Here is a 20,822-nt window from a genome sequence, read left to right on the forward strand (position 1 = left end):
CGGCGGTCAGACCCGCCCGCGACGGGCGACGGCCGCGGTGAGCGACCGAGGCAGCACCTTGGTCACGGCCACGACCGCCTTGTAGCGGAAGGACGGGATGGACACGGCTTTGCCGCGCGCCGCGTCGCGGAGCCCCTCCCGCACGACGTTGCGAGCATCGAGCCAGAGGATCGGCGGCACGCCCTCCTCGCCGACGGCGAGACCCATCCGCTCGTGGAACGACGTGTGCGTGAAGCCGGGGCACAGTGCGGTGACGCTCACGCCATCCGGACCGTACGCCGTGTTCGCCCAGCGGCTGAAGTCGATGAGCCAGGCCTTGCAGGCGGAATAGGTCGATCGCGAGATGAATCCGGCGACCGAGGCGACGTTGATGATCCGGCCACCCCGGCCCCGCATCGTCTGCAGGGCGGCGTGCATCAGCCGCATGGAGGCTTCGACGTGCACACGCAGATGGCGCACCTCGTCCTCGATGTCGTTGTCGGCGAACTGCAACGGCAGCCCGAACCCGGCGTTGTTCACGAGCAGGTCGATCGGATCGTCCCGGTCACGGAGCCGAGCCGCGACGCGCTCGACGCCGGTCTCCTCGGACAGGTCGGCCGGGAGCACCTCGACCGCCACTCCCCATTCGCCACGCAGCTCCGATGCGAGCGTCGACAGCGACTCCTCCGAGCGGGCCACGAGCACGAGGTCGGCGCGACGACGTGCCAGCTGACGGGCGAACTCGGCGCCCAGCCCGGCGCTGGCTCCCGTGATCAGTGCGGTGGGCATCAGCGCTCGTACCTCAGGAAGCGATACCGGATACCGGTGCGGGACGTCTGCCAGTCCCCCTCGTCCACCACGCGCCATCCGGTCTTCGGCGGTGCGAACGTGTCGCCGTCGACCGCGAGGTCGAGCTCCGTCACCTCGAGACGGTCGGCGTCGGCGATCACCTGACGGAAGATCTCCGCACCGCCGATGATCCACACTCTCTCCTGGCCCCGCACGGCCTCGGACACCGTGGCCGCACGTCGGGCGCCCTCCGCCGTCCAGTCCTGCTGGCGGGTCACGACGATGTTGTCGCGGCCGGGCAGGGGACGGAACCGCTCCGGGAGCGAATCCCATGTCTTCCGTCCCATGACGACCGGTGCACCCTGCGTGGTCTCCTTGAAGTGCGCCAGGTCTTCCGGGACGTACCAGGGCATGCCGCCCTCGGCGCCGATGACTCCGCCGGTCGCCTCGGCCCAGATGAGCCCCACCCAGGTCATACCGCCACCGCCGCCCTGATCGGTGCGTGGTGCTGGTAGTCCTCGACCACGAAGTCCTCGTACCGGTAGTCGAAGATCGAATCGGGCTTCCGGCCGAACCGCAGGGTCGGGTACGGGTAGGGCTCCCGGGTGAGCTGCTCCCGCACCTGCTCGACGTGGTTGTCGTAGACGTGGCAGTCGCCGCCGGTCCAGACGAAGTCGCCGGGCTCCAGACCGACCTGCTGCGCGATCATCATGGTCAGCAGCGCGTAGGAGGCGATGTTGAAGGGGACGCCGAGGAACATGTCCGCGCTGCGCTGATAGAGCTGGCAGGACAACTTGCCGTCGGCGACGTAGAACTGGAAGAGCGCATGGCATGGCGCGAGGGCCATGTCGGGGATGTCGGCCGGGTTCCACGCGGACACGAGGAGGCGCCGAGAGTCGGGCGAGCGCCGGATCTGCTCGATGACCTCGGCCAGCTGGTCGATGCTGCCGCCATCGGAGGTCGGCCAGGAGCGCCACTGCACTCCGTACACCGGGCCGAGATCGCCGTCCTCGTCCGCCCACTCGTCCCAGATCGAGACGCCGTTCTCCTGCAGCCAGCGGACGTTCGAGTCGCCGCGCAGGAACCACAGCAGCTCGTACGCGATGGACTTGAAGTGGACACGCTTCGTGGTGATGAGGGGGAAGCCCTGCGCCAGGTCGAAGCGGATCTGCCGTCCGAACACGCTCGTGGTCCCGGTCCCGGTGCGATCGCTCTTGTGCGTACCCGTCTCGAGCACGTCGCGGAGCAGGTCTTCGTACGGTGTCGGGACGGCAGCGCTCATGGTTGTCAGGATACCCGTCCCTGTCGCGCCGGAGGCGGTGTCATCGGCACGATCCTCCCGTCACGGATGGAAACATCGCGGCGCTCCGAATTCGGCGGCCGTACGCTCGATGTGTGTCCCCCGCCGTCGCCCTCGCCGCCGTGGCCGCACTCCTCGTGCTCGCCACCCTCGTCGGTGTCGCGCATCGTCGGCGCGAGGGACGCCGCCGCGACGGCGGCGATCTGCGGTTCGATCCCGCCGACGCGGACGGTGCAGCGTTGGGTGCCACCGCGACGCTCGTGCAGTTCAGCACGGAGACCTGCGCGCGCTGCCCTCAGGTGCGCCGTCTTCTCGGCTCGTACGCGGCCACTCACGGCAACCTCGCCCACATCGAGGTCGACCTCACGTACCGCCCCGACCTCTCGGCGCGGTACCGGGTGCTGCAGACCCCGACCACCTTCCTTCTCGACGCCTCGGGTGTCGTCCGAGCCCGATTCGGCGGCGTGCCCGCACAGGATGCCCTGGCCACGGCCATCGCCTCCCTCGCCTGAAGCGCAGTCTGGAGAACCGATGACGACACCCGCTGGAATCGACCCACGAGGCCCCCGTTTCGCCGCCGCGATCACCGCCTTCCTTCTCGCCGTGGCGACGTTCCTCGCGCTCGTCGGGATCTCCACGGTTCGCTCCGGCGCAGAGCACGCCGGCTGGTTCGCCGTCCAGCCGCAGAGCGGTTCCGTCTTCGTGCCGGGAGGCGCCTGGGCCCTCTCCACCGCAGAGCCCGTCGCGCGGGCCCTGGACCCGGGCTTCCTCCTCGCCACGCTGATCGCGCTCCTGTTCCTCTGGGGTGTGGTCTCGCCCGCCACGGCGCCATGGGGGGTTCTCTACCGCCGCCTCATCCGTCCGCGTCTCGCGCCGCCCGCGGAGCTGGAGGATCCCCGCCCTCCGCGGTTCGCCCAGGGCGTGGGTCTCGTCGTGGTGGGACTCGGCCTCGTGCTTCACCTTGCGGGAGTGCCATGGGCCCTGCCGATCGCGACCGCCGCGGCGTTCCTCGCCGCTTTCCTCAACGCCGTGTTCGGACTCTGCCTCGGGTGCCAGCTCTACCTCCTGCTGCAGCGCATCGGACTGATCGGACGACCGCGCCGCGCCGCCTGACGCTGGTACCCGGATGCCCGGTCGCTCGGTAGGCTGACGACAAGCGACGCCGCTCCCCCGGTGGCGTCAGAACCGGAGGAACCATGCCCGTCACCAGTGAAGCCGCCGCCACCTGGACCGGATCGCTCACGGAAGGTTCCGGCACGGTCGCCTTCTCCTCCTCCCAGCTGGGGACTTTCCCGATCGATTGGAAGTCCCGCAGCGAGGGCAGCGACACCACCACGACGCCGGAGGAGCTCATCGCCGCGGCCCACGCCTCCTGCTTCAGCATGGCGCTCTCGCACGCACTCGCCGAGAACGGCACCCCGCCGGAGCGGGTCGACACCAGCGCCTCGGTCACCTTCAAGCCGGGCGTCGGCATCACCGGCAGCCACCTGAACGTCAACGCGACCGTGCCGGGGCTGAGCCCGGAGAAGTTCCAGGAAGTCGCCGAAGGCGCCAAGACGGGGTGCCCGGTGTCCCAGGCGCTGGCGGGCATCGAGATCACCCTCGAGGCGACCCTCGCCTGAGCCTCGCGGGCGTCAGGCGCGGGACAGGTGGATCGCCTGTCGGATGCTCGCCCTGGCGTCTTTGCGGCGCCCTGCGGCGTCCTGGACGACGCCGAGGCGATAGCGCGCGCGCCAGTCGGTGGGCGCCGCGTCCGCCTCTGCCGTGTAGCGGGCGACGATCGCGTCCGCGTCCTTCCGAGCGATGCGTCCACTGGGCGTGAGCTCGGTCTCGACGGGCGGCATGCCTCCCTCGGCGTCGAGCAGGCGCCCCAGACGATCGGCTCCGAAGCCGAAGAGCATCTCCCGCACCAGGGCCCAGCCGCCGACGGGCGCGAGAACGAGGAGAGTGACGCCCATCCCGATGGAGACCGGCGTTCCCACAGCGAGGAACATGACGGCGAGCCAGCCGGCGACCACAAGGTAGAGCAGGAGGGCCGCTGCCATCAGCGCGACACCGATCCGCGACATCACGAGCGGATGCCGATGTCGAGCATGTTCTCCAAGCCGACCACTACACCGGTGGCGGTGGCCGCATAGGGTACGGCCAGGCGGATCCCCGGTGCGTAGGCGAGCGCCGGGTCCGTGGTGTCGTGCGTGAAGGTGAGCGACTCCCCCGGTCCGGAGAGGATGACCTCCTGCTTGGCGATCACCCCGGGACGGCGGAGGGAATGGATGGGCACGCTGCCGACCTGCTGGCCGCGCGCGCGCTGATCCGCGTGCGGTGCGCTGACGGGGCCCTGGGCGGCACGCGCGGCAGCGATGAGCTCGGCGGTGCGGACAGCAGTGCCGCTCGGCGAGTCGACCTTGGTCTCCCGATGCGCCTCCACGATCTCCGCCGAGCCGAAGTACGGTGCGGCCGCAGCGGCGAGGGCGGAGCCGAGCACCGATCCGAGCGAGAAGTTGGGGATGAAGACCGCGCCGGTGTCAGCGGCCTCGACCAGCGGCCGGACGAGAGCGATCCGCTCGGCGGACCAGCCGGAGGTCGCGACGAGGATGTTGAGGCCGTGCTCGACCGCCGTACGGACCACGTCGATACTGATCTGCGGCGTGGAGGCATCGATCACCAGATCGGAGTCCGCGAGCTCGGAGAGGTCGCTGGCGGACGTCAGCACCCGGCTCACCTCGAAACCGTCGAGCTCCGCGATCACCGCGCCGATGATCGTTCCGAGCTTTCCGGTCCCGCCGACGAGGGCTACCTTCGTGGTCATGCGTCCAGTCTATTTCCGGGCTCAGGGCGGAGGCCGCGGCGCGCGGAGCGGCTGATCACACGAGCAGCGCGTCCGGGATGCCCGTCCGCAGCTCCATCGGAAGATGGCCGGTGTCGTTGTGCGTGAGCAGGGTCCACGGCCGTCCCTGCTTCTGTGCGATCACCGTCAACCCGCAGTGCGACTGGTTCAGGGTCATCCAGCGCCAGTCCGGTGCGGCGAGCACCTCGCGCACGAACCACGAGATCACGAAGTTGTGGGTGATGAGCACCTCGTGCACGTCGCCGGTCTTCCGCACGAGGAACTCGTTGACGGCGTCGGACATCTGGGCGCGGCCCGCCTCGATCTCGGCCTCGGTGACCGAGCCGAAGAAGGGCTCGAACACCGCCGGCGTCTCCTCGGTCATCCCCGTCGGGACGCAGTCGAACAGGAGCGCGGAAGGCTCCGGGTCCACGGAGGGAAGACGCCCGGCGATCGCCCGCGCCGTCTCGGCCGCACGCAGGAGCGGGGAGTGCCAGACGGCGTCGAGCGGCAGACCGGACAAGCGATCCGCGATCAGCTCCGCCTGCCGCTGACCGCGCGGCGAAAGGGGTCCGTCGGCGAGGCCGTGTTCGGCATCCTGGTGTTCACCGTGTCTGACCAGATAAATGTAGTGCGTCACAACTCGCTCGCTCGCCTCGTCGCCAGCATCCGCCGGTCTTCCCTTCCACCCTATGTCACGGGTGCCGAAAGGTCAGGCGCCCGCGCGGGTGAGCTCGGCGACGTGCGCACGGGACAGCGTCACACCGGCCCCCTGCATGAGCTCGTCGACGTGGTCCGTCGCGAACGTGTTCACGATCGGTGCGGCGACCGTCCGCTGTGCGAGCAGCCAGGCGATCGACACGGCGGCGACCGGAACCGCGAGCTCCGCAGCCACCTGGTCGAGCGCGCGCAGCACCTTGATCCCTCGACGGTTGAGGTGCCCGCGCAGCTGCTCCCCCCGGACGCCGCGCGAAGCGAGGGCTTTCGAGCGATGACGCCCGGAGAGAAATCCGTGCTCCAGCGCATGGGACGGCGTCACGGCGAGGTTCTGCGCCCCGGCGACGAGTCGCAGGTCGCCCTCGAACGGCTGCCGTCGGACGAGGTTGTACGGCGTATCGATCACCGTGATCCGCGGATAACCCGCGGAAGCGAGGATACGCGCCTCGACGAGCCGCTCCGGAGTGAACCCGTAAGCGCCGAGGGCCCCGATCTTCCCGGCCTCGACGAGCCACTCGACCGTGGCCAGGGTGTCCTCGAGGTTGGTGGTGGCATCCAGCGTGGCGTCCAGGTACAGCACGTCGATGCGCTCGACGCCGAGACGGGTGAGCGAGCCCTCGACAGCCCGGACGAGGTTGACCGATCCCAAGCCGGGGTTGTCGGCATGCGCGCCGATGCGGACGCTGAGGACGACCCGCTCCCGCTGGTCGCGGGACTGCAGCCACTGACCGAGGATGTGCTCGCTCCTGCCGCCGGAGAAGCCGTCAGCGGTGTGGATGGCGTTGCCGCCGAACTCCACGTAGCGGTCGAGGATGCCGTGACTCGTCTCCAGATCGACGTTCCACCCGAACTCCGCGGCGCCGAGCATCAGCGGGAAGGTCTCGTATCCGGTCTCACCGAGGGCGGCGCGGATGGACTCCCCCACACCGGGACCGACGATCGGGATGGGCGCGGACGGGTGATCCTCGTGCTCCAGCGCGGCGCGTTCAGCGTCGGGCCCTGCGCCTACGCCGAACAACCGCATACTCTCACCCCCGCTGCGATCGGCTGCAACCGATCGACCTCACTGCTTCACTGGCACCCCCCGGTGCGTACTTCGAGGGTATGCGACGCGCGCGAACGTCCCGACCAATCCGGGGAACGGCGCGCAAACTTCCCATAACGTTTCGATCACGGCACAGACGACGGAACCCGGACCTTCCGAAGGAGGCCCGGGTTCCGTGGGAGCCGTGACTTACTCGGCGGCGGCGTCCTCGGCGGGAGCCTCATCCGCAGCCGGCGCATCGTCGAGCACGGGCTCGAGCGAGAGCTTGCCGCGGTCGTCGATCTTCGTGATCTTCACGAGGATCTTCTGGCCGACGGAGAGCACGTCCTCGACGTTCTCCACACGCTTGCCACCGGCGAGCTTGCGCACCTCGGTGACGTGCAGCAGACCGTCCTTGCCGGGCAGCAGCGAGATGAAGGCGCCGAAGGTGGCGATCTTCACGACGGTGCCGAGGAACTGCTCGCCGACCTCCGGGTTGGTCGGGTTGGCGATCGCGTTCACCTGCGCACGGGCGGCCTCGGCCGAGGGGCCGTCGGTCGCGCCGATGTAGACGGTGCCGTCCTCCTCGATGGAGATCTGCGCGCCGGTCTCGTCCTGGATCGCGTTGATCGTCTTGCCCTTCGGGCCGATCAGCTCGCCGATCTTGTCGACCGGGATCTGGACGCTGATGACGCGCGGCGCGGTCGGCGCCATCTCGTCAGGGGCGTCGATCGCGGCGTTGAGGACGTTGAGGATCGTCAGGCGAGCATCGCGCGCCTGCGTCAGCGCACCCGCGAGCACCGACGACGGGATGCCGTCGAGCTTCGTGTCGAGCTGGATGGCGGTGACGAACTCGCTCGTACCGGCGACCTTGAAGTCCATGTCGCCGAGCGCGTCCTCCGCACCCAGGATGTCGGTCAGCGCGGCGTAGCGGGTCTCCCCGTTCACCTCGTCGGAGACGAGACCCATCGCGATGCCGGCGACGGGGGCGCGCAGCGGCACACCCGCGTTCAGCAGCGACAGGGTCGAGGCGCAGACGGAACCCATCGACGTGGAGCCGTTGGAGCCGAGGGCCTCGGACACCTGACGGATCGCGTAGGGGAACTCCTCGCGGCTCGGCAGCACCGGCACGAGCGCGCGCTCGGCGAGGAAGCCGTGCCCGATCTCGCGACGCTTCGGCGAACCCACGCGGCCGGTCTCACCGGTCGAGTAGGGCGGGAAGTTGTAGTGGTGCATGTAGCGCTTGCTCGTCGTCGGCGACAGCGAGTCGATCTGCTGCTCCATCTTGAGCATGTTCAGCGTGGTGACACCCATGATCTGGGTCTCGCCGCGCTGGAAGATCGCGGAGCCGTGCACGCGCGGGATGACCTGCACCTCGGCGTCGAGCGGACGGATGTCCGCCAGTCCACGGCCGTCGATGCGGGTGCCCTCGGTGAGGATGCGACCGCGGACGATCTTCTTGGTGACGGACTTGTACGCCGCGGAGAACTCCAGCGGAGCCGCCGCCGGCAGCGAACCCGCCTCGGTGGCCTCGATGAGCTCGGCCTTGACGCGGTCCTTGATCGCGTCGTCGGCGTTCTGACGCTCGGTCTTGTCGGCGATCTGGTAGACGTCGCTCAGCTCGGCGAACGCGCGCTCGGACACGAAGTCGTAGACCTCGTCGCTGTACGCGGGGAAGACCGGGTAGACGCCCGGCTCCTTCGACGCGGTGGCGGCGAGTTCGGCCTGCGCCTTGACGAGCTGGGCGATGAACGGCTTCGAGGCCTCGAGGCCCTGGGCAACGACGTCCTCGTTCGGCTTGGTGGCGCCGGCCTTGATCAGGTTCCAGCTGCCCTCGGTCGCCTCAGCCTCGACCATCATGATCGCGACGTCCTCGGAACCGTCGGCCTTGGTGACGACACGACCGGCGACGATCAGGTCGAACACGGCCTCGGAGACCTGCTCCGCGGTCGGGAAGGCGACCCACTGGTCCTCGTGCTGGCCGTGACCGGGGATGAACGCGAGGCGCACACCGGCGACGGGACCCGAGAACGGCAGACCCGAGATCTGGGTCGAGGCGGATGCAGCGTTGATCGCGAGCGCGTCGTAGAACTCACCCGGGGCGATCGAGAGGACCGTGATGACGATCTGGACCTCGTTGCGCAGACCATCGACGAACGACGGACGCAGCGGACGGTCGATCAGACGGCAGACGAGGATCGCCTCGGTCGAGGGGCGACCCTCACGTCGGAAGAACGAGCCGGGGATCTTTCCGGCGGCGTAGGAACGCTCCTCGACGTCGACCGTCAGCGGGAAGAAGTCGAAGCCCTCACGCGGGTGCTTGCCCGCGCTCGTGGCCGAGAGCAGCATGGTCTCGCCGTCGAGGTACGCGGCGACAGCGCCCTGAGCCTGCTGCGCGAGGCGACCGGTCTCGAAGCGAATGGTGCGGGTGCCGAAGCGGCCGTTGTCGAGAACGGCCTCGGTGGCGGTGATTTCAGGACCTTCCAAGAGGTCTCTCCTTCTTTGTTTAGACTCGCGAACCCGTGTGGCGCGCGAGCATGTTCAAAGGAGCGGAACGGAAGGGTTCGGGCGCGCGGGCACTCCCGCGAATCTCGCCTGCGCTGGCCACCAGTAGAAAGCCACCCGACATCCGCCGAGGAACCCACCACAGGGGACCAGCTTCTCCGCCGATCGCTCCATGAGTCGATGTGAAATTATCGGATGACCGGGGTCACCCTGAACCACCCTACCAGCGTGCACCCGCAGAGCCGAGGGTTCCGCGTGCGATGCGCGTACGACACCGGACCGTCATCCGGGGTTCACCGAGCGCAACGCGGCCGCCTCGGATGGAAAGCACTGAAGGTTCCTGTCTTTCAGACCACGCTGGCGTCCCGCTCGACGGCGGAGCGTCCGACGTAAACGTAATCGTGGTGCTTCGCCCGCCGGCCGTCGCCGGCGGCGCGCCCCCGCAGCCGTCGCCACACCCACGGCAGCGCGTGCCGCCGCCACCACGCCGCGCGCCCGATCGGCTCGTTGTCGTGCAGCGCCGCATCCAGCAGCCCCAGCGCGTCCGCATGCGGGACTCCGAGCACCTCCGCGACCCGATAAGCGAGAAAACGGTGTCCTCGACTGCTGAGATGCACCAAGTCCTCACCCCAGTGCTGCCGCTCCCCCAGCGCGGGATGCAGATCCGTGTCGATGAGGATCGCTCCGGTCCGCACAGCGATCCCCGCAAGGGCCGTGGCGAAGGCGGAGAAGCGGCGGGCGTACAGCGCTGCGGCGCGGCGCCCCGGGAGGAACGGGGTGACCAGGACGACGTCGGCGCCGGTCGCACGCACCCGCCGTACGGCCACCTCCAGGCTCGCGGCGAGCGCGAGCGCGTCGGTGCGGTGTTTCACGAGGTCGTTGGCGCCCACCAGGATGGTCACCAGATCGGGGCGGAGTTCCAGTGCCCGCTCCACTTGCGCGCCGCACACGTCGGCCACGCGCTTCGAACGGATCGCGAGGTTGGCGTAATGGAGGCCTCCCCGCGCCGCGAGGAGCAGCGCGAGCCGGTCAGCCCACCCGCGGAGGGCACCGTCGGGCCCGGGGTCGCAGAGTCCCTCGGTCAAGGAGTCGCCGAGGGCGACGACCCGGCGCCACCGGCGCGAGGGCGCGGGCGCGGCCGGCTCCGGTCGGACGAGGCGACGAGCGCGCAGACGGATGTCGACCGCGTGCAGGGCCCGCGCCTCCTCGAAGTGACCAAGGAGCTGGTCTCCCAGGTGCGCCCAGCTCCGCCCCTGCACAGCGCTCCAGCCCGCCTCCCCGAATGCCCGACGCATGCGCTCGTCTCCGGCGAGATCGGTCACGCAGCGGCGGAGGTCCGCGAGGTCGCCGGGGCGGTACAACCAGCCGTCGACGCCGGGCCGAACGAGATCGAGCGGCCCTCCTCTGCCCGTGGCGACCACGGGGACACCGCTCGCATGGGCTTCCTGCAGGGTCTGGCCGAAGGTCTCGCTCTCCCCCGGATGCACGAAGACATCGAAGGAGGCCAGCGCCGCGGCGAGCGCCTCCCCGTCGAGCCGCCCGAGGAACAGAGCGTCGGGAAGCCGCTCCTGCAGGCGCTCCCGTCGTGGGCCGTCTCCGACGATGACGAGACGCGTGCCGGGGATCCCGTGCAGCGCAGCGAGGTCCTCCACCTGCTTCTCGGGTGCCAGGCGTCCGACGTAGCCGATGACGGTCTCCGCTCCCCACGCGGCCCTGAGCGCATCGCTGCGCCGAGAGGGGTGGAAGCGTTCCGCGTCCACACCCCGCCCCCAGGAGCGAAGGCGGTCGACGCCCAGGCGTCCAAGCTGCTGCGCGGACTCCGTGGACGGAGCCAGCGTGAGTGTCGCCCGCCGGTGCAGCCGTGCGATGTGAGCGTGGGCGATCCCGGTCGTCGCCGCGACGCGATACCTCTCCGTATATGCGGCCACATCGGTCTGATAGGCCGCGACGGTTCCGACAGCAGCACGTTCTGCGGCGAGCAGCCCTCGCCACCCGAGCGCGAAGGGTGACGCGAGGTGGACGATGTCGGGCCGGAAGCGGTCGAGCTCCACGCCGAACCGATGGGTCGTCGCCGCGCCCACGCGGACGTCCCGGTATCCCGGAAGCGGGACGCTGGGAATCCCCGCGACGCGAGCACCGTGCAGCTGCTCCGGTAGACCGATGGCAGCGGGCGCGAGGACGAAGGCCTCATGCCCTCGGCGCTCCAGGTGGCGGAGGATCTGCATCACGGATCCGGTCACACCGTTCATGTGCGGAAGGAAGGACTCGGTGACGATCGCGACTCTCACCCCCTCAGGATGACGGTGCGCCCCCTCCCCGAAGCGGGAAACCGGCGCCGCGCACCGGATGTTCACCCGATGCTGGATCGCGGGTCACCGGCTATCCGCGCGTTGGTTCCCGTTCACCGCCCCGGGGCAGGGTGGCGGCGTGTCGACAGACCTGCTCGCAGAATTCCTCGGCGGCCCGTGGAGCTTGGCCGCGATGAGCCTGCTCGTGCTCGGGGACGCGTTCCTCGTGGTCGTACCGGGGGAGATCGCCGTGACCGCGCTCGGGGCCGTCGCGATGACGACGGGGACGCCCGCCCTGTGGGCTGTGGTGCTCTGCGCGGCGGGTGCGGCGGCGCTCGGCGACGCCTGCTGCTACCTGATCGGGCGCGTCGTCGGCACCGAACGCTGGAGCTGGATGCGAGCGCCCCGCGTCCGGCAGGCCCTCGACGGGGCCCGCCGCCGGCTGGATCGCGGCACGGCCACGGTACTGTTCACCGCGCGCTTCGTCCCTTTCGCCCGGCTTGCCGTGAGCCTCGTCGCCGGCGCCTCCCGCATCCATCCGCCGCGCTACGTGGCGCTCGTGATCCTGGCCGCGACGGGGTGGGCCGCGTACCAGGCGGCCGTCGGTGCGCTCGTCGCCGCGGTGGTGCCCGGCGGCCCGCTCGTCGCCGTCCCGGTGTCCGTGGTCGTGGCCGTCGCGCTCGGACTCGTCCTCGACCGACTGACGCGGCATCGCGGACGTTGACCTCGCCGCATCACCTGCCGTGCTCTAGGCTCGGGAGCATGAGCACCGAAGAAGGCGCCGGCTCCTCCTCTGAGGACATGAAGCGCAAGTTCAAGGAAGCGCTCGAGAAGAAGAACGCGCACCACCGGCAGGGCGAGGCGCACCTGGATGGCGATTCGGCCGTCCATGCCGCGCATGCCCCGCAGACGCGGCGCGAGTTCCGACGCAAGAGCGGTTGACCGCGCGGGTGCGGGAGCCCGGTGCCTCGGCGCTTCCGCACCCTCCCCCGGAGCAGCGCCGGACCGAGAGGCGCACGATGACGAGCGGCGACACCGTCTTCAACGATCGTGAAGACGCGGCATCACGACTGATCTCAGCGCTCGCCGATCTGCCATTGCGGAATCCCGTGGTGTTCGGTCTCCCCCGTGGAGGCGTGCCGATCGCGGCTGCAGTCGCGCGGAGTCTGCGGGCACCACTCGATGTGATCGTCGTGCGCAAACTCGGCGTGCCCTGGCAACCCGAAGTGGCCATGGGCGCCATCGGAGAGGGCGAGGTGCGCGTGCTCGACGACGGTCTGGTCGACGCGCTTCGCCTGCGTCCCTCGGACGTCATCGCGGTCGAGGCTCGCGAGCGCGTGGTGCTGGACGCCCGCGTCGCCGCGCTCCGGCGCGACCGCGCGTTCCCGTCTCTGGACGGCCGTACCGCGGTGATCGCGGATGACGGGATCGCGACGGGCAGCACAGCGCGCGCCGCCTGTCTGGTCGCCCGTGCCCACGGCGCACAGCGGATCGTCATCGCCGCGCCCGTGGCGGCTCCGGGTATCGCTTCCAGGCTCCCGGAGGCCGATGCCGTGGTGTGCGCTCGGCAGCCGCCCGGCTTCCGCGCCGTCGGTCAGTATTACCGTGACTTCTCCGAGGTCACCGACGAGGAGGTCGTCGCCGCGCTCAGCCGCGGGCGCTGACCCGCAGTCGACCTCCGGACAGCAGCGTGCCCCGCGCCGGGAGGCACGGGGCACGCTGCCATCGAAGGGCCTCTCGATCACTCTCCCGCGAGACCGCCGAGCATGTGGCCGAAGGAGCGCCCCTCTCCCAGGTAGGTGGCGGGGTCGTACGGATCGACGACAGAGGCTGCCTCTCGCCGCGCGATCGCCTCGGCGAGTTCCCTCGCGCCCTTCTCGACCCGCTTCGCCAGCGGCGCGACATCGTCTCCGGCGCCGCCCCAGTCGCTGGACGCGGCGAAGACGCCCGTGGACACGGCCTCGGCGTGCAGGTAGGCGAACAGCGGCCGGATCGCGTAGTCGATCGCGAGCGAATGCCGTGGCGTCCCGGCGTTGGCACCGATGAGCACCGGCTTCCCGGTGAGCGCGTCCGGATCGAGAACGTCGATGAACGACTTGAACAGCCCGGAGTAGCTCGTCGAGAAGATCGGCGTGACCGCGATCAGCGCGTCGGCCGAGACGACGGTGTTGATCGCCGTCTCGAGCGCCGGCGGCGCGAAGCCCGTCAGCAGGTTGTTCGTGATGTCGTGCGCGTGGTCGCGCAGTTCGATCACGTCGACCGTGGCCTCGATGTCGCGCTCCGCGAGGGCCTTCACGGTCTCCGCGGCCAGTCGGTCGGCGAGCATCCGGGTCGAGGACGGGTTGGACAGCCCCGCCGAGACGACGGCGATACGACGCGTGGTCATGTCAGGCCTCCTTCCGGCCGAGTCCGAACGCGGCACCTGCGGGAGCAGGCGTGTCCTGGTACGGCGAGTCCCCGGTGAGGTTGTCGCCGCGGTTCGCGCCGGGACGCGCCTGGCGGGTGGGGCCGTCGCCATAGGTCGCCCGCACGCGCGCGGCGCGGGTCGGTGCGTCCGGCACCGTGGACGGGCGGTCCTTGGCGAGTTCCTTGCGCAGCACCGGCACGACCTCGGAACCGAGGATGTCGAGCTGCTCGAGCACCGTCTTCAGCGGGAGGCCGGCGTGGTCGATGAGGAAGAGCTGGCGCTGGTAGTCACCGTAGTGCTCGCGCATCGCGGCGTACCGGTCGATCACCTGCTGCGGCGATCCCACCGTCAGCGGCGTCATCTCGGTGAAGTCCTCCATGCTGGGCCCGTGCCCGTAGACGGGGGCGTTGTCGAAGTACGGACGGAACTGATCCACCGCGTCCTGCGACTTCGCCGCCATGAACACCTGACCGCCGAGACCGACGATCGCCTGCTCACGTGTGCCGTGCCCGTAGTGCTCGAAGCGCTGACGGTAGAGCTCGATGAGGCGCTGGTAGTGCTCCTTCGGCCAGAAGATGTTGTTCGCGAAGAAGCCGTCGCCGTAGTACGCGGCCTGCTCCGCGATCTCCGGGGTTCGAATGGAACCGTGCCACACGAACGGGGCGATGCCGTCGAGCGGACGGGGTGTCGAGGTGAAGCCCTGCAACGGCGTGCGGAACTTCCCCTCCCAGTCCACGACGTCCTCGCGCCACAGCTTGTGCAGCAGGGCGTAGTTCTCGATCGCGAGCGGGAGGCCCTGGCGGATGTCCTGCCCGAACCACGGGTACACCGGACCGGTGTTGCCACGGCCGAGCATGAGGTCCATGCGGCCGTCCGACACGTGCTGCAGCATCGCGTACTCCTCGGCGATGCGCACCGGGTCGTTCGTGGTGATCAACGTCGTCGAGGTGGAGACGATGAGGCGCTCGGTCTGCGCGGCGAGCGCGGCCAGGAACGTGGTGGGGCTGGACGACCAGAACGGCGGGTTGTGGTGCTCGCCGATCGCGAAGACGTCGAGTCCGACCTCCTCGGCGTGGGTCGCGATGGCCAGCGTCGCCTTGATCCGCTCCTGCTCGCTGGGGGTGACTCCCGTGGTGGGGTCGCGGGTGATGTCGCTGACCGACATGATGCCGAACTGCATCGCCTGCGCGCCTGACTGCTCGCTCATGATTGCTCCGTGTTCTCCGAATCGGATGCCCGGCATCCGGTTCTATTCATTTGAATGTAATTGGGTCAACGCGTGCAGGGCAACTTTATTCCCGGCCGGTAGCCTCGGAGAATGAGCACCACCGGAGTCGGGACGACGGGGCCCGGCACGGGCCCCGTCGCCCGCAAACGACGACGCGTACCCTTCTGGGACAACGCACGGTATGCCTGCATCGTCCTCGTGGTGCTCGGCCACGCGATCCAGCGTCTGATCTACGACTCGGACATCGCGTTCGCCTTCTACCTGGCGCTGTACGCGTTCCACATGCCGGCCTTCGCCATCATCTCCGGGTACTTCTCCAAGTCGGGCTCCCCGACCCGCACGCAGATGGCCCGCGTCATCACCGACATCATCCTCCCCTACGTCATCTTCGAGACGCTGTGGACGTTCACCAAGTGGCTCGTGGAGGGCGAGGCGACTCCGAACCCGACCCAGCCGAGCTGGACGCTCTGGTTCCTCCTCGCCCTCGGGATCTTCCGCCTCGTCCTCCCCTATCTCGCCCTGCTGCGCTGGCCCCTGCTGTGGACGGTTGTGATCTCCGTCGGCGCGGGCTACCTCCCGAACGTCGACAGCACCTTCTCACTCTCGCGCACCCTCGGCCTGCTGCCGTTCTTCACGCTGGGCTGGTGGCTCAGGGAGCGGAACGTGGTCGACCGGCTGCGTCTCCTCGACGCGCGCCCGTGGTGGGTCCGGGTCGCCGCCGTCGCCGTCCTCGGCGGGGCCGGATGGGCTGCGTGGAACTGGTTGCCCGTCTGGCAGGCCACCGACCTGCGCCACTGGCTGTTCTACGAGGACTCCTACTCCGACCTCGTCGGAGACCAGTGGTGGGCGGGCGGCATCCGTATCGCCCTCATGCTGCTCGCGGTCCTGCTCTGCGCCGCCTTCTTCGTCCTGATCCCTCGCGGGTCCTACTGGTGGACGACCTTCGGCCAGTACACGATGTACGTCTACCTTTTGCACTCCTTCGTGCTCTACCCGTTCCGGGAGAGCGGCGTGCTGCGCGACCTCGAGCCGACCTGGTTCTGGCTCCCTGCGGTCACGGCGCTCTCGGTCGTCCTCGCATTGCTGCTCGCGACCAGACCCGTGCGCCGGGTCTTCCGTCCGCTCGTGGAGCCGCGACCGCGGTGGCTGTTCGCCGACCCCGAACTCGCGTCCCGCGAAGGTCGTCGCAACGACCCGACCGGCTCCCGGCGTCCGCAGTGATGCCGCGGCACCGGGTCTCCGGCGCGGCGGTGAGCGTCCGGGATCGGCTCGTCGGCATCGCGGACGCGCAGGGCTTCGCGGCCCACGGTCTGCACGTGCGCATCGGTGACGAGACCGCCGAGCACCGCTGGACGCCCGACATCCGCGAGGACGTGCACTCGATCGCGAAGGGGGTCTGCGTGCTGGCCGTCGGCATGGCCGCGGGCGAGGGATTCGTCCGTCTGGACGACACCATGGCCGACCTTCTCCCCGACCACGAACTCGGCGACGGGGTCGAACGTGTCACCCTGCGTCATCTGCTTTCCATGTCCAGCGGTATCGATCTCCCCTGGTCCGAGACCCTGATGACGGACTGGCCGGATCTCGCGAGGGAGTTCCTGCGACGGCCCTCCCGCGGGCGAGTGTTCCAGTACTCCAACGCCAGCACCTACACCGCGATGACGGCCCTCGGAGCCCGCGTCGGCGACGTCGGCGATTACCTCTCCTCCCGCCTCTTCGGCCCCCTCGGCATCGAGGACGTGACCTGGTCGCGGTCCCCGAACGGCCGCATCGAGGCCGGTGGCGGGCTGGCTCTCCGGACGGAGGAGGTGGCGCGCCTCGGCCTGCTCATCCGGGATCGTGGCTCCTGGAACGGGCACCGGCTCGTCTCCCCGCAGTGGATAGCGGCCATGCACGAAGACGGGGTCGTCACCGGCGCGAACCCGGGCTACGACCGCTACGCGCTCGCGGGCTGGCGGGGACCGGGGCGGGCGTGGCGGCTGCACGGCGCCCACGGCCAGCTCCTCCTCTTCCTCGACGACGCGGTGGTGACCGTCACGGCGCACGATCATGCCGGAGCGGACAGCTTCGCCGCTGCCGCCGTGGACGTGCTGGAGGAGACGGCGTCAGCGGTGTGAGGGCAGGTCAGGCGAACAGCTCGGCACCGACGTACGACCCCGGTCGCGCCCCCCGGGGGATCGCCCAGATCCCCGATCCGACGTGACGGATGTACTCGTTGAGACGGTCGCTCGACAGGCGACGCTGCAGCGTGATGAACTGGGCGGGATCGCGCTGATACGACAGGAAGAACAGCCCGGCGTCCAGTCGCCCCAGGGTGTTGTTGCCGTCGACGTAGTTGTAGCCGCGGCGCAGGATGCGGATGCCGTCGTTCTGCGCAGGGTGGGCCAGGCGGAGGTGGCTGTTCGCGTCGATGGCGGTGCCGTGGAAATCCGGTGCCGTGAACTCGTCACCGCCGGAGAGCGGGGCGCCCGCGCCCTTGTCCCGTCCGATGATCGTGTCCTGCTCCGAGAGTCGCACCCGATCCCAGGTCTCGATGAGCATGGCGATCTTCCGGGCGACGAGGTAGGAGCCACCGGCCATCCAGGCCGGCTCGTCGTCGCTCGACACCCAGACGTGGTCGGCGAGCGCCGCGGTGTCGTCGGCGAGGATGTTGGCGGTGCCGTCCTTGAATCCGAAGAGGTTCCGTGGCGTGGCCTGCGCGGCCGTGGTGCGGGAGGTCTTCCCGAATCCCAACTGCGACCAGCGCAGCCGTGCGCGCCCGAACGCGATGCGGCTGAGGTTCCGGATCGCGTGCACCGCGACCTGAGGGTCGTCGGCACAGGCCTGGATGCACAGGTCGCCGTGCGACGCATCGGGGTCGAGGTCGTCGCCGAGGAAGGCGGGGAGGCGTTCGAGACCAGGCGGGCGTCGCGGCGCGAGACCGTAGCGGTCGCCGTCCTCGTTCTCGAACAGTCCAGGGCCGAAGCCGAAGGTGAGGGTGAGCCCGGCGGCGGGGAGCCCCAGCGCCTCCCCTGTGTCGTCCGGGGGCGCCTCGGCGGGGCCGTTCACGGCGCCGCTCGCACTCACTTCGAGTCCCTGCGTCATCCGCGCCGCGGCGTACGACCAATCCTGCAAGAGCGAGACGAGGTCGTCCCGGTCCGTGGGGGGCATCATGTCGAAGCTCGCGAAATGCAGGTGGTCCTGCACGGGCGTCGTGATCCCGGCCTGGTGCGCACCGAAGAACTCGTACCGTGATTCGGCGTCCTCGGTCGCCCGCGCCCGCCCGAGTGCCACGCCGCCGGCCATGCCCGCTCCCATGCCGACGGCCAGGCCCGCGACCCCGCCGCCGACCGCCAGTCCCAGCAGCCCGCGCCGGCTGAGACCGCGGCCCGAGGCGGGGTTCGACGACGCCGCGACGGTCTCCGGGGCGTCCGGTTCCGACTCGTTCACGTCCGTGTTCTCCTGTGCCCCGTCGTCAGTCGAGCACCGTGCCGGTGAGCTGCGAGAGCGGCTCGGCGAGGGCGTTGATGAGATCGGTGAACTCGCGCTTGTCGGCCTCGGTCAGTTCGCTGTAGCCGACGAACCCGTCGGCAAGCGAGCCATGCGTGGCGAGGGACTCCTCGAGAGCTGCGTAGCCCGTCTCGATCTCGGACACGAGGGCCTCGCCGTCGTCGCCCTGCGCCGCCGCGAAGTCCTGTACGAGGGAGAAGGCCATCTTCGAGCCCTCGACGTTCGCCGCGAAGTCGGAGAGATCCGTGCCGGACCACCAGTCCTCCTCGCCGGAGATCTTGCCGGTCGCCACCTCGTCGAGCAGCGCGATCGCGCCGTTGGAGATGCCGCCGATGCCCTGGTCGTCCAGCGCGGCGGTGAAGTCCTCGGCGTGCACGTAGTCGTACAGTTCCTGCACGTCCGCCAGCAGGAGGTCGCCGTAGTCGGCCCGCTCCTCGGGCGTGGACGGCGCCCAGTCCTGCCACGCCGGGGTCTCGCCATCGGCGTTCAGCGCGTCCTTCGCCGGGACCCACAGGTCCTTCTCGATGCGGTGGAACCCCGTCCAGTCGAGACCCTCCGCGACCGCATCCACCTCGCGATAGTCGATGCGCGGATCGAGATCGCCCAGGGCCTCCGCCACCGGCTCAATGCGCTCGTAGAACGCCCTCGTCTGCGGGAAGAGGGAGCGCGCGGCGTCGTCGTCACCGGACTCGTACGCGGCCACGAGGTCCTCGACGGCCGGGACGAGCTGCCCGACCTGATCCTTCACGAAGGCTGCGTAGAGATCGACCGCCTTCTGCTTCTGCTCGGCATCGGGGCCCTCGACGGCGACCCGGTCGCCGGTGACCGTGAAGGAGGCCCGGCCGACGCCTTCGCCGACCATGCCCGGCTTGCAGAGGGTGAAGTAGTCGCCGGGCTGGGCGACGACCGTCAGCGTGCGGGAGGCCGCTGGAGCGATGTTCTCCACCTCGCCGACGATGCGCAGGCCGTCTTCGGCCAGCAGGTAGAACTCGGAGACCTGGTCGGTGTCGTTCGTCACCTCGAAGGTCAGTGTCCCGCTCTTCGCGCTGGACCCCGAGACGCTGCAATCGCTGTCCGTGGAAGAGACGTCGAAGGCCGCTGCGGCCTCCGCGTCGCTCTTCGCGACGCAGCCGCTGAGGAGGAGGGCCGCGGTACCAGCGGTGGCCGCCGCGGCGAGGACCCGGTGCGAGGTGATCATGCTGCTCCTTGCTGTGTGAGGGAGGATGTCGGGGCGGCGGACGCGCCGCGCGTCGAGGGGCGCGCCGAGCGGAGGCCACGGAGGTAGAACCCGCCGACGACGAGGATGTAGAGGCTCCAGGCGAGCACCTGCAGCCAGGTCATGGCGGGCATGAAGCCGACGGTGGCCTGCAGGACGGAGGCGACGGGGCCGCCAGGAGCGATCGCGGCCGACACGTCGAACGCCCAGCCGAACGGGAACGCCGCTCCACCCACGGCGACCACCCCCGTGACGGGGTCCAGGGGTGCCGCCGCCGTGAACGGACCGGGCAGAACGCCCGCCTCCTGCAGGTCCATCACGGCGTACGCGAGGACCCCGGCCGCGACGATGACGAGGAACGCGCCGGTCCAGGCGAAGAAGCGCCGCAGATCGAGACGCAACGCCCCGCGGGAGATCAGCCAGCCGAGGACCACGGCAACGGCCAGCCCGAGGAGGGCGCCGAGCAGCGCGGACGGCGCGTCGCCGAAGGACTGCACCATGGACCACAGCAGGAGGGTCGTCTCGATCCCCTCGCGGGCCACGGAGACGAACCCGATGGCGATGAGCGCCCAGAGACCGCCGATGGTCAGCGCGCGATCGATTCCGCCCTCCAGGGTCGCCTTCATGGTGCGGCCGGCGCGCTGCATCCAGAAGATCATCCACGTCACCATCGCCACCGCGACGAGGGACAGACCACCGCCGATCAGCTCCTGGGCCTGGAACGTGAGCTCGTAGGCGCCGAACGTGAGGATCGCCCCGATGCCGAAAGCGAGGGCGATCGCGAGTCCTACGCCCGCCCACATCTTCGGCAGCGCGTCGCGACGTCCGAGACGACGAAGGTAGGCGACGAGGATGCCGACGACGAGCGCGGCTTCGAGACCCTCGCGGAGTCCGATGAGGAAGGTGGCGAGCACGGGAGACACTCTCTGACAGCGACTGAGGTAAGGCATCCCTTACCGACGAGACTCTAGCACCGTGATCGCTCCACCTCCGATATGAAGGACGGAAGTAATGGAGTGCAACAGAGCATCCTGGCGGTCGCATCCCGACATA

Annotated in this window: 22 protein-coding genes; 8 read left to right on the top strand and 14 right to left on the bottom strand. The window is 69.8% G+C overall.

Going from position 1 to position 20,822, the window contains the following annotated elements:
* Positions 1-6 precede the first annotated feature (6 nt).
* The 3 genes from CYL12_RS05305 to CYL12_RS05315 are packed head-to-tail and all read right to left on the bottom strand — an operon-like array spanning position 7 to position 2,050.
* Complete coding sequence (locus tag CYL12_RS05305; RefSeq protein ID WP_101846160.1) at positions 7-768, bottom strand: SDR family NAD(P)-dependent oxidoreductase; 762 nt, start codon at positions 766-768, stop codon at positions 7-9.
* Entirely contained in the window at positions 768-1,244 is a 477-nt protein-coding gene (locus tag CYL12_RS05310; protein WP_101846162.1) for a dihydrofolate reductase, read from the bottom strand. The genes CYL12_RS05305 and CYL12_RS05310 overlap by 1 nt, the downstream gene beginning before the upstream one ends.
* Entirely contained in the window at positions 1,241-2,050 is an 810-nt protein-coding gene (locus tag CYL12_RS05315; RefSeq protein WP_101846164.1) for a thymidylate synthase, read from the bottom strand. Before CYL12_RS05315 ends, CYL12_RS05310 begins: the two co-directional genes overlap by 4 nt.
* Before the next feature lie 113 nt (positions 2,051-2,163).
* On the opposite strand from CYL12_RS05315, the gene CYL12_RS05320 reads away from it, so the two are divergent.
* From CYL12_RS05320 to CYL12_RS05330, 3 genes are all read left to right on the top strand, one after another.
* On the top strand, positions 2,164-2,580 hold the full coding sequence (locus tag CYL12_RS05320) for a TlpA family protein disulfide reductase (protein ID WP_101846167.1): 417 nt from the start codon (positions 2,164-2,166) through the stop codon (positions 2,578-2,580).
* A 19-nt stretch (positions 2,581-2,599) separates the two neighbouring features.
* Positions 2,600-3,181 (top strand): DUF4395 domain-containing protein, encoded by a 582-nt coding sequence (locus tag CYL12_RS05325; RefSeq protein WP_101846169.1) that lies wholly within the window; start codon positions 2,600-2,602, stop codon positions 3,179-3,181.
* Positions 3,182-3,264: 83 nt separating this feature from the next.
* Positions 3,265-3,690 carry an OsmC family peroxiredoxin gene (locus tag CYL12_RS05330; protein WP_101846171.1) on the top strand — a complete coding sequence of 142 codons (426 nt, stop codon included), beginning with the start codon at positions 3,265-3,267 and terminating at the stop codon, positions 3,688-3,690.
* 12 nt (positions 3,691-3,702) lie between these two features.
* Here the strand turns inward: CYL12_RS05330 and CYL12_RS05335 are convergent, their stop codons facing one another.
* The 6 genes from CYL12_RS05335 to CYL12_RS05360 all read right to left on the bottom strand — a co-directional run bounded on the left by CYL12_RS05335 (position 3,703) and on the right by CYL12_RS05360 (position 11,429).
* Complete coding sequence (locus CYL12_RS05335) at positions 3,703-4,137, bottom strand: hypothetical protein (RefSeq protein ID WP_101846173.1); 435 nt, start codon at positions 4,135-4,137, stop codon at positions 3,703-3,705.
* The gene (dapB, locus tag CYL12_RS05340; protein WP_101846175.1) at positions 4,137-4,877 is read right to left on the bottom strand and encodes a 4-hydroxy-tetrahydrodipicolinate reductase; all 741 of its coding nucleotides are present in this window, start codon (positions 4,875-4,877) and stop codon (positions 4,137-4,139) included. The genes CYL12_RS05335 and dapB overlap by 1 nt, the downstream gene beginning before the upstream one ends.
* A 55-nt stretch (positions 4,878-4,932) precedes the next feature.
* The gene (locus CYL12_RS05345; RefSeq protein WP_025103212.1) at positions 4,933-5,535 is read right to left on the bottom strand and encodes a histidine phosphatase family protein; all 603 of its coding nucleotides are present in this window, start codon (positions 5,533-5,535) and stop codon (positions 4,933-4,935) included.
* A 72-nt stretch (positions 5,536-5,607) separates the two neighbouring features.
* Entirely contained in the window at positions 5,608-6,636 is a 1,029-nt protein-coding gene (locus CYL12_RS05350) for an aldo/keto reductase (protein WP_101846177.1), read from the bottom strand.
* A gap of 210 nt (positions 6,637-6,846) precedes the next feature.
* Positions 6,847-9,123 carry a polyribonucleotide nucleotidyltransferase gene (locus CYL12_RS05355; protein WP_101846179.1) on the bottom strand — a complete coding sequence of 759 codons (2,277 nt, stop codon included), beginning with the start codon at positions 9,121-9,123 and terminating at the stop codon, positions 6,847-6,849.
* A 365-nt stretch (positions 9,124-9,488) separates the two neighbouring features.
* Positions 9,489-11,429 (bottom strand): GDSL-type esterase/lipase family protein, encoded by a 1,941-nt coding sequence (locus CYL12_RS05360; RefSeq protein WP_101846181.1) that lies wholly within the window; start codon positions 11,427-11,429, stop codon positions 9,489-9,491.
* Between the two features lie 139 nt (positions 11,430-11,568).
* Between CYL12_RS05360 and CYL12_RS05365 the strand changes: the two genes are divergently transcribed.
* The 3 genes from CYL12_RS05365 to CYL12_RS05375 all read left to right on the top strand — a co-directional run bounded on the left by CYL12_RS05365 (position 11,569) and on the right by CYL12_RS05375 (position 13,093).
* On the top strand, positions 11,569-12,153 hold the full coding sequence (locus CYL12_RS05365) for a DedA family protein (protein WP_233486838.1): 585 nt from the start codon (positions 11,569-11,571) through the stop codon (positions 12,151-12,153).
* A 38-nt stretch (positions 12,154-12,191) separates the two neighbouring features.
* Positions 12,192-12,371 (top strand): DUF5302 domain-containing protein, encoded by a 180-nt coding sequence (locus CYL12_RS05370; RefSeq protein WP_025103207.1) that lies wholly within the window; start codon positions 12,192-12,194, stop codon positions 12,369-12,371.
* A gap of 77 nt (positions 12,372-12,448) precedes the next feature.
* Complete coding sequence (locus CYL12_RS05375; RefSeq protein ID WP_101846185.1) at positions 12,449-13,093, top strand: phosphoribosyltransferase; 645 nt, start codon at positions 12,449-12,451, stop codon at positions 13,091-13,093.
* A gap of 77 nt (positions 13,094-13,170) precedes the next feature.
* Here CYL12_RS05375 and CYL12_RS05380 read toward each other — a convergent pair whose 3' ends face one another.
* Together CYL12_RS05380 and CYL12_RS05385 are read right to left on the bottom strand one after the other, a co-directional pair.
* A complete protein-coding gene (locus CYL12_RS05380) occupies positions 13,171-13,815 on the bottom strand; it encodes an FMN reductase (RefSeq protein WP_101846187.1) in 645 nt (214 codons plus the stop codon).
* A 1-nt stretch (position 13,816) separates the two neighbouring features.
* Complete coding sequence (locus tag CYL12_RS05385) at positions 13,817-15,043, bottom strand: LLM class flavin-dependent oxidoreductase (RefSeq protein WP_101846189.1); 1,227 nt, start codon at positions 15,041-15,043, stop codon at positions 13,817-13,819.
* A 111-nt stretch (positions 15,044-15,154) separates the two neighbouring features.
* Between CYL12_RS05385 and CYL12_RS05390 the strand changes: the two genes are divergently transcribed.
* On the top strand, positions 15,155-16,285 hold the full coding sequence (locus CYL12_RS05390) for an acyltransferase family protein (RefSeq protein ID WP_101846191.1): 1,131 nt from the start codon (positions 15,155-15,157) through the stop codon (positions 16,283-16,285).
* Complete coding sequence (locus CYL12_RS05395) at positions 16,285-17,181, top strand: serine hydrolase domain-containing protein (RefSeq protein WP_101846193.1); 897 nt, start codon at positions 16,285-16,287, stop codon at positions 17,179-17,181. The genes CYL12_RS05390 and CYL12_RS05395 overlap by 1 nt, the downstream gene beginning before the upstream one ends.
* Positions 17,182-17,188: 7 nt before the next feature.
* Here CYL12_RS05395 and efeB read toward each other — a convergent pair whose 3' ends face one another.
* From efeB to efeU, 3 genes are read right to left on the bottom strand one after another with little or no spacing between them, the layout of a single operon-like run.
* Complete coding sequence (gene efeB / locus CYL12_RS05400; protein ID WP_101846195.1) at positions 17,189-18,493, bottom strand: iron uptake transporter deferrochelatase/peroxidase subunit; 1,305 nt, start codon at positions 18,491-18,493, stop codon at positions 17,189-17,191.
* A 25-nt stretch (positions 18,494-18,518) separates the two neighbouring features.
* Entirely contained in the window at positions 18,519-19,751 is a 1,233-nt protein-coding gene (efeO, locus tag CYL12_RS05405; RefSeq protein ID WP_101846198.1) for an iron uptake system protein EfeO, read from the bottom strand.
* A complete protein-coding gene (gene efeU / locus CYL12_RS05410; RefSeq protein WP_101846200.1) occupies positions 19,748-20,683 on the bottom strand; it encodes an iron uptake transporter permease EfeU in 936 nt (311 codons plus the stop codon). The genes efeO and efeU overlap by 4 nt, the downstream gene beginning before the upstream one ends.
* Positions 20,684-20,822 lie beyond the last annotated feature (139 nt).

The organism is Zhihengliuella sp. ISTPL4 (assembly GCF_002848265.1).
Taxonomy (GTDB): Bacteria; Actinomycetota; Actinomycetes; order Actinomycetales; family Microbacteriaceae; genus Microbacterium.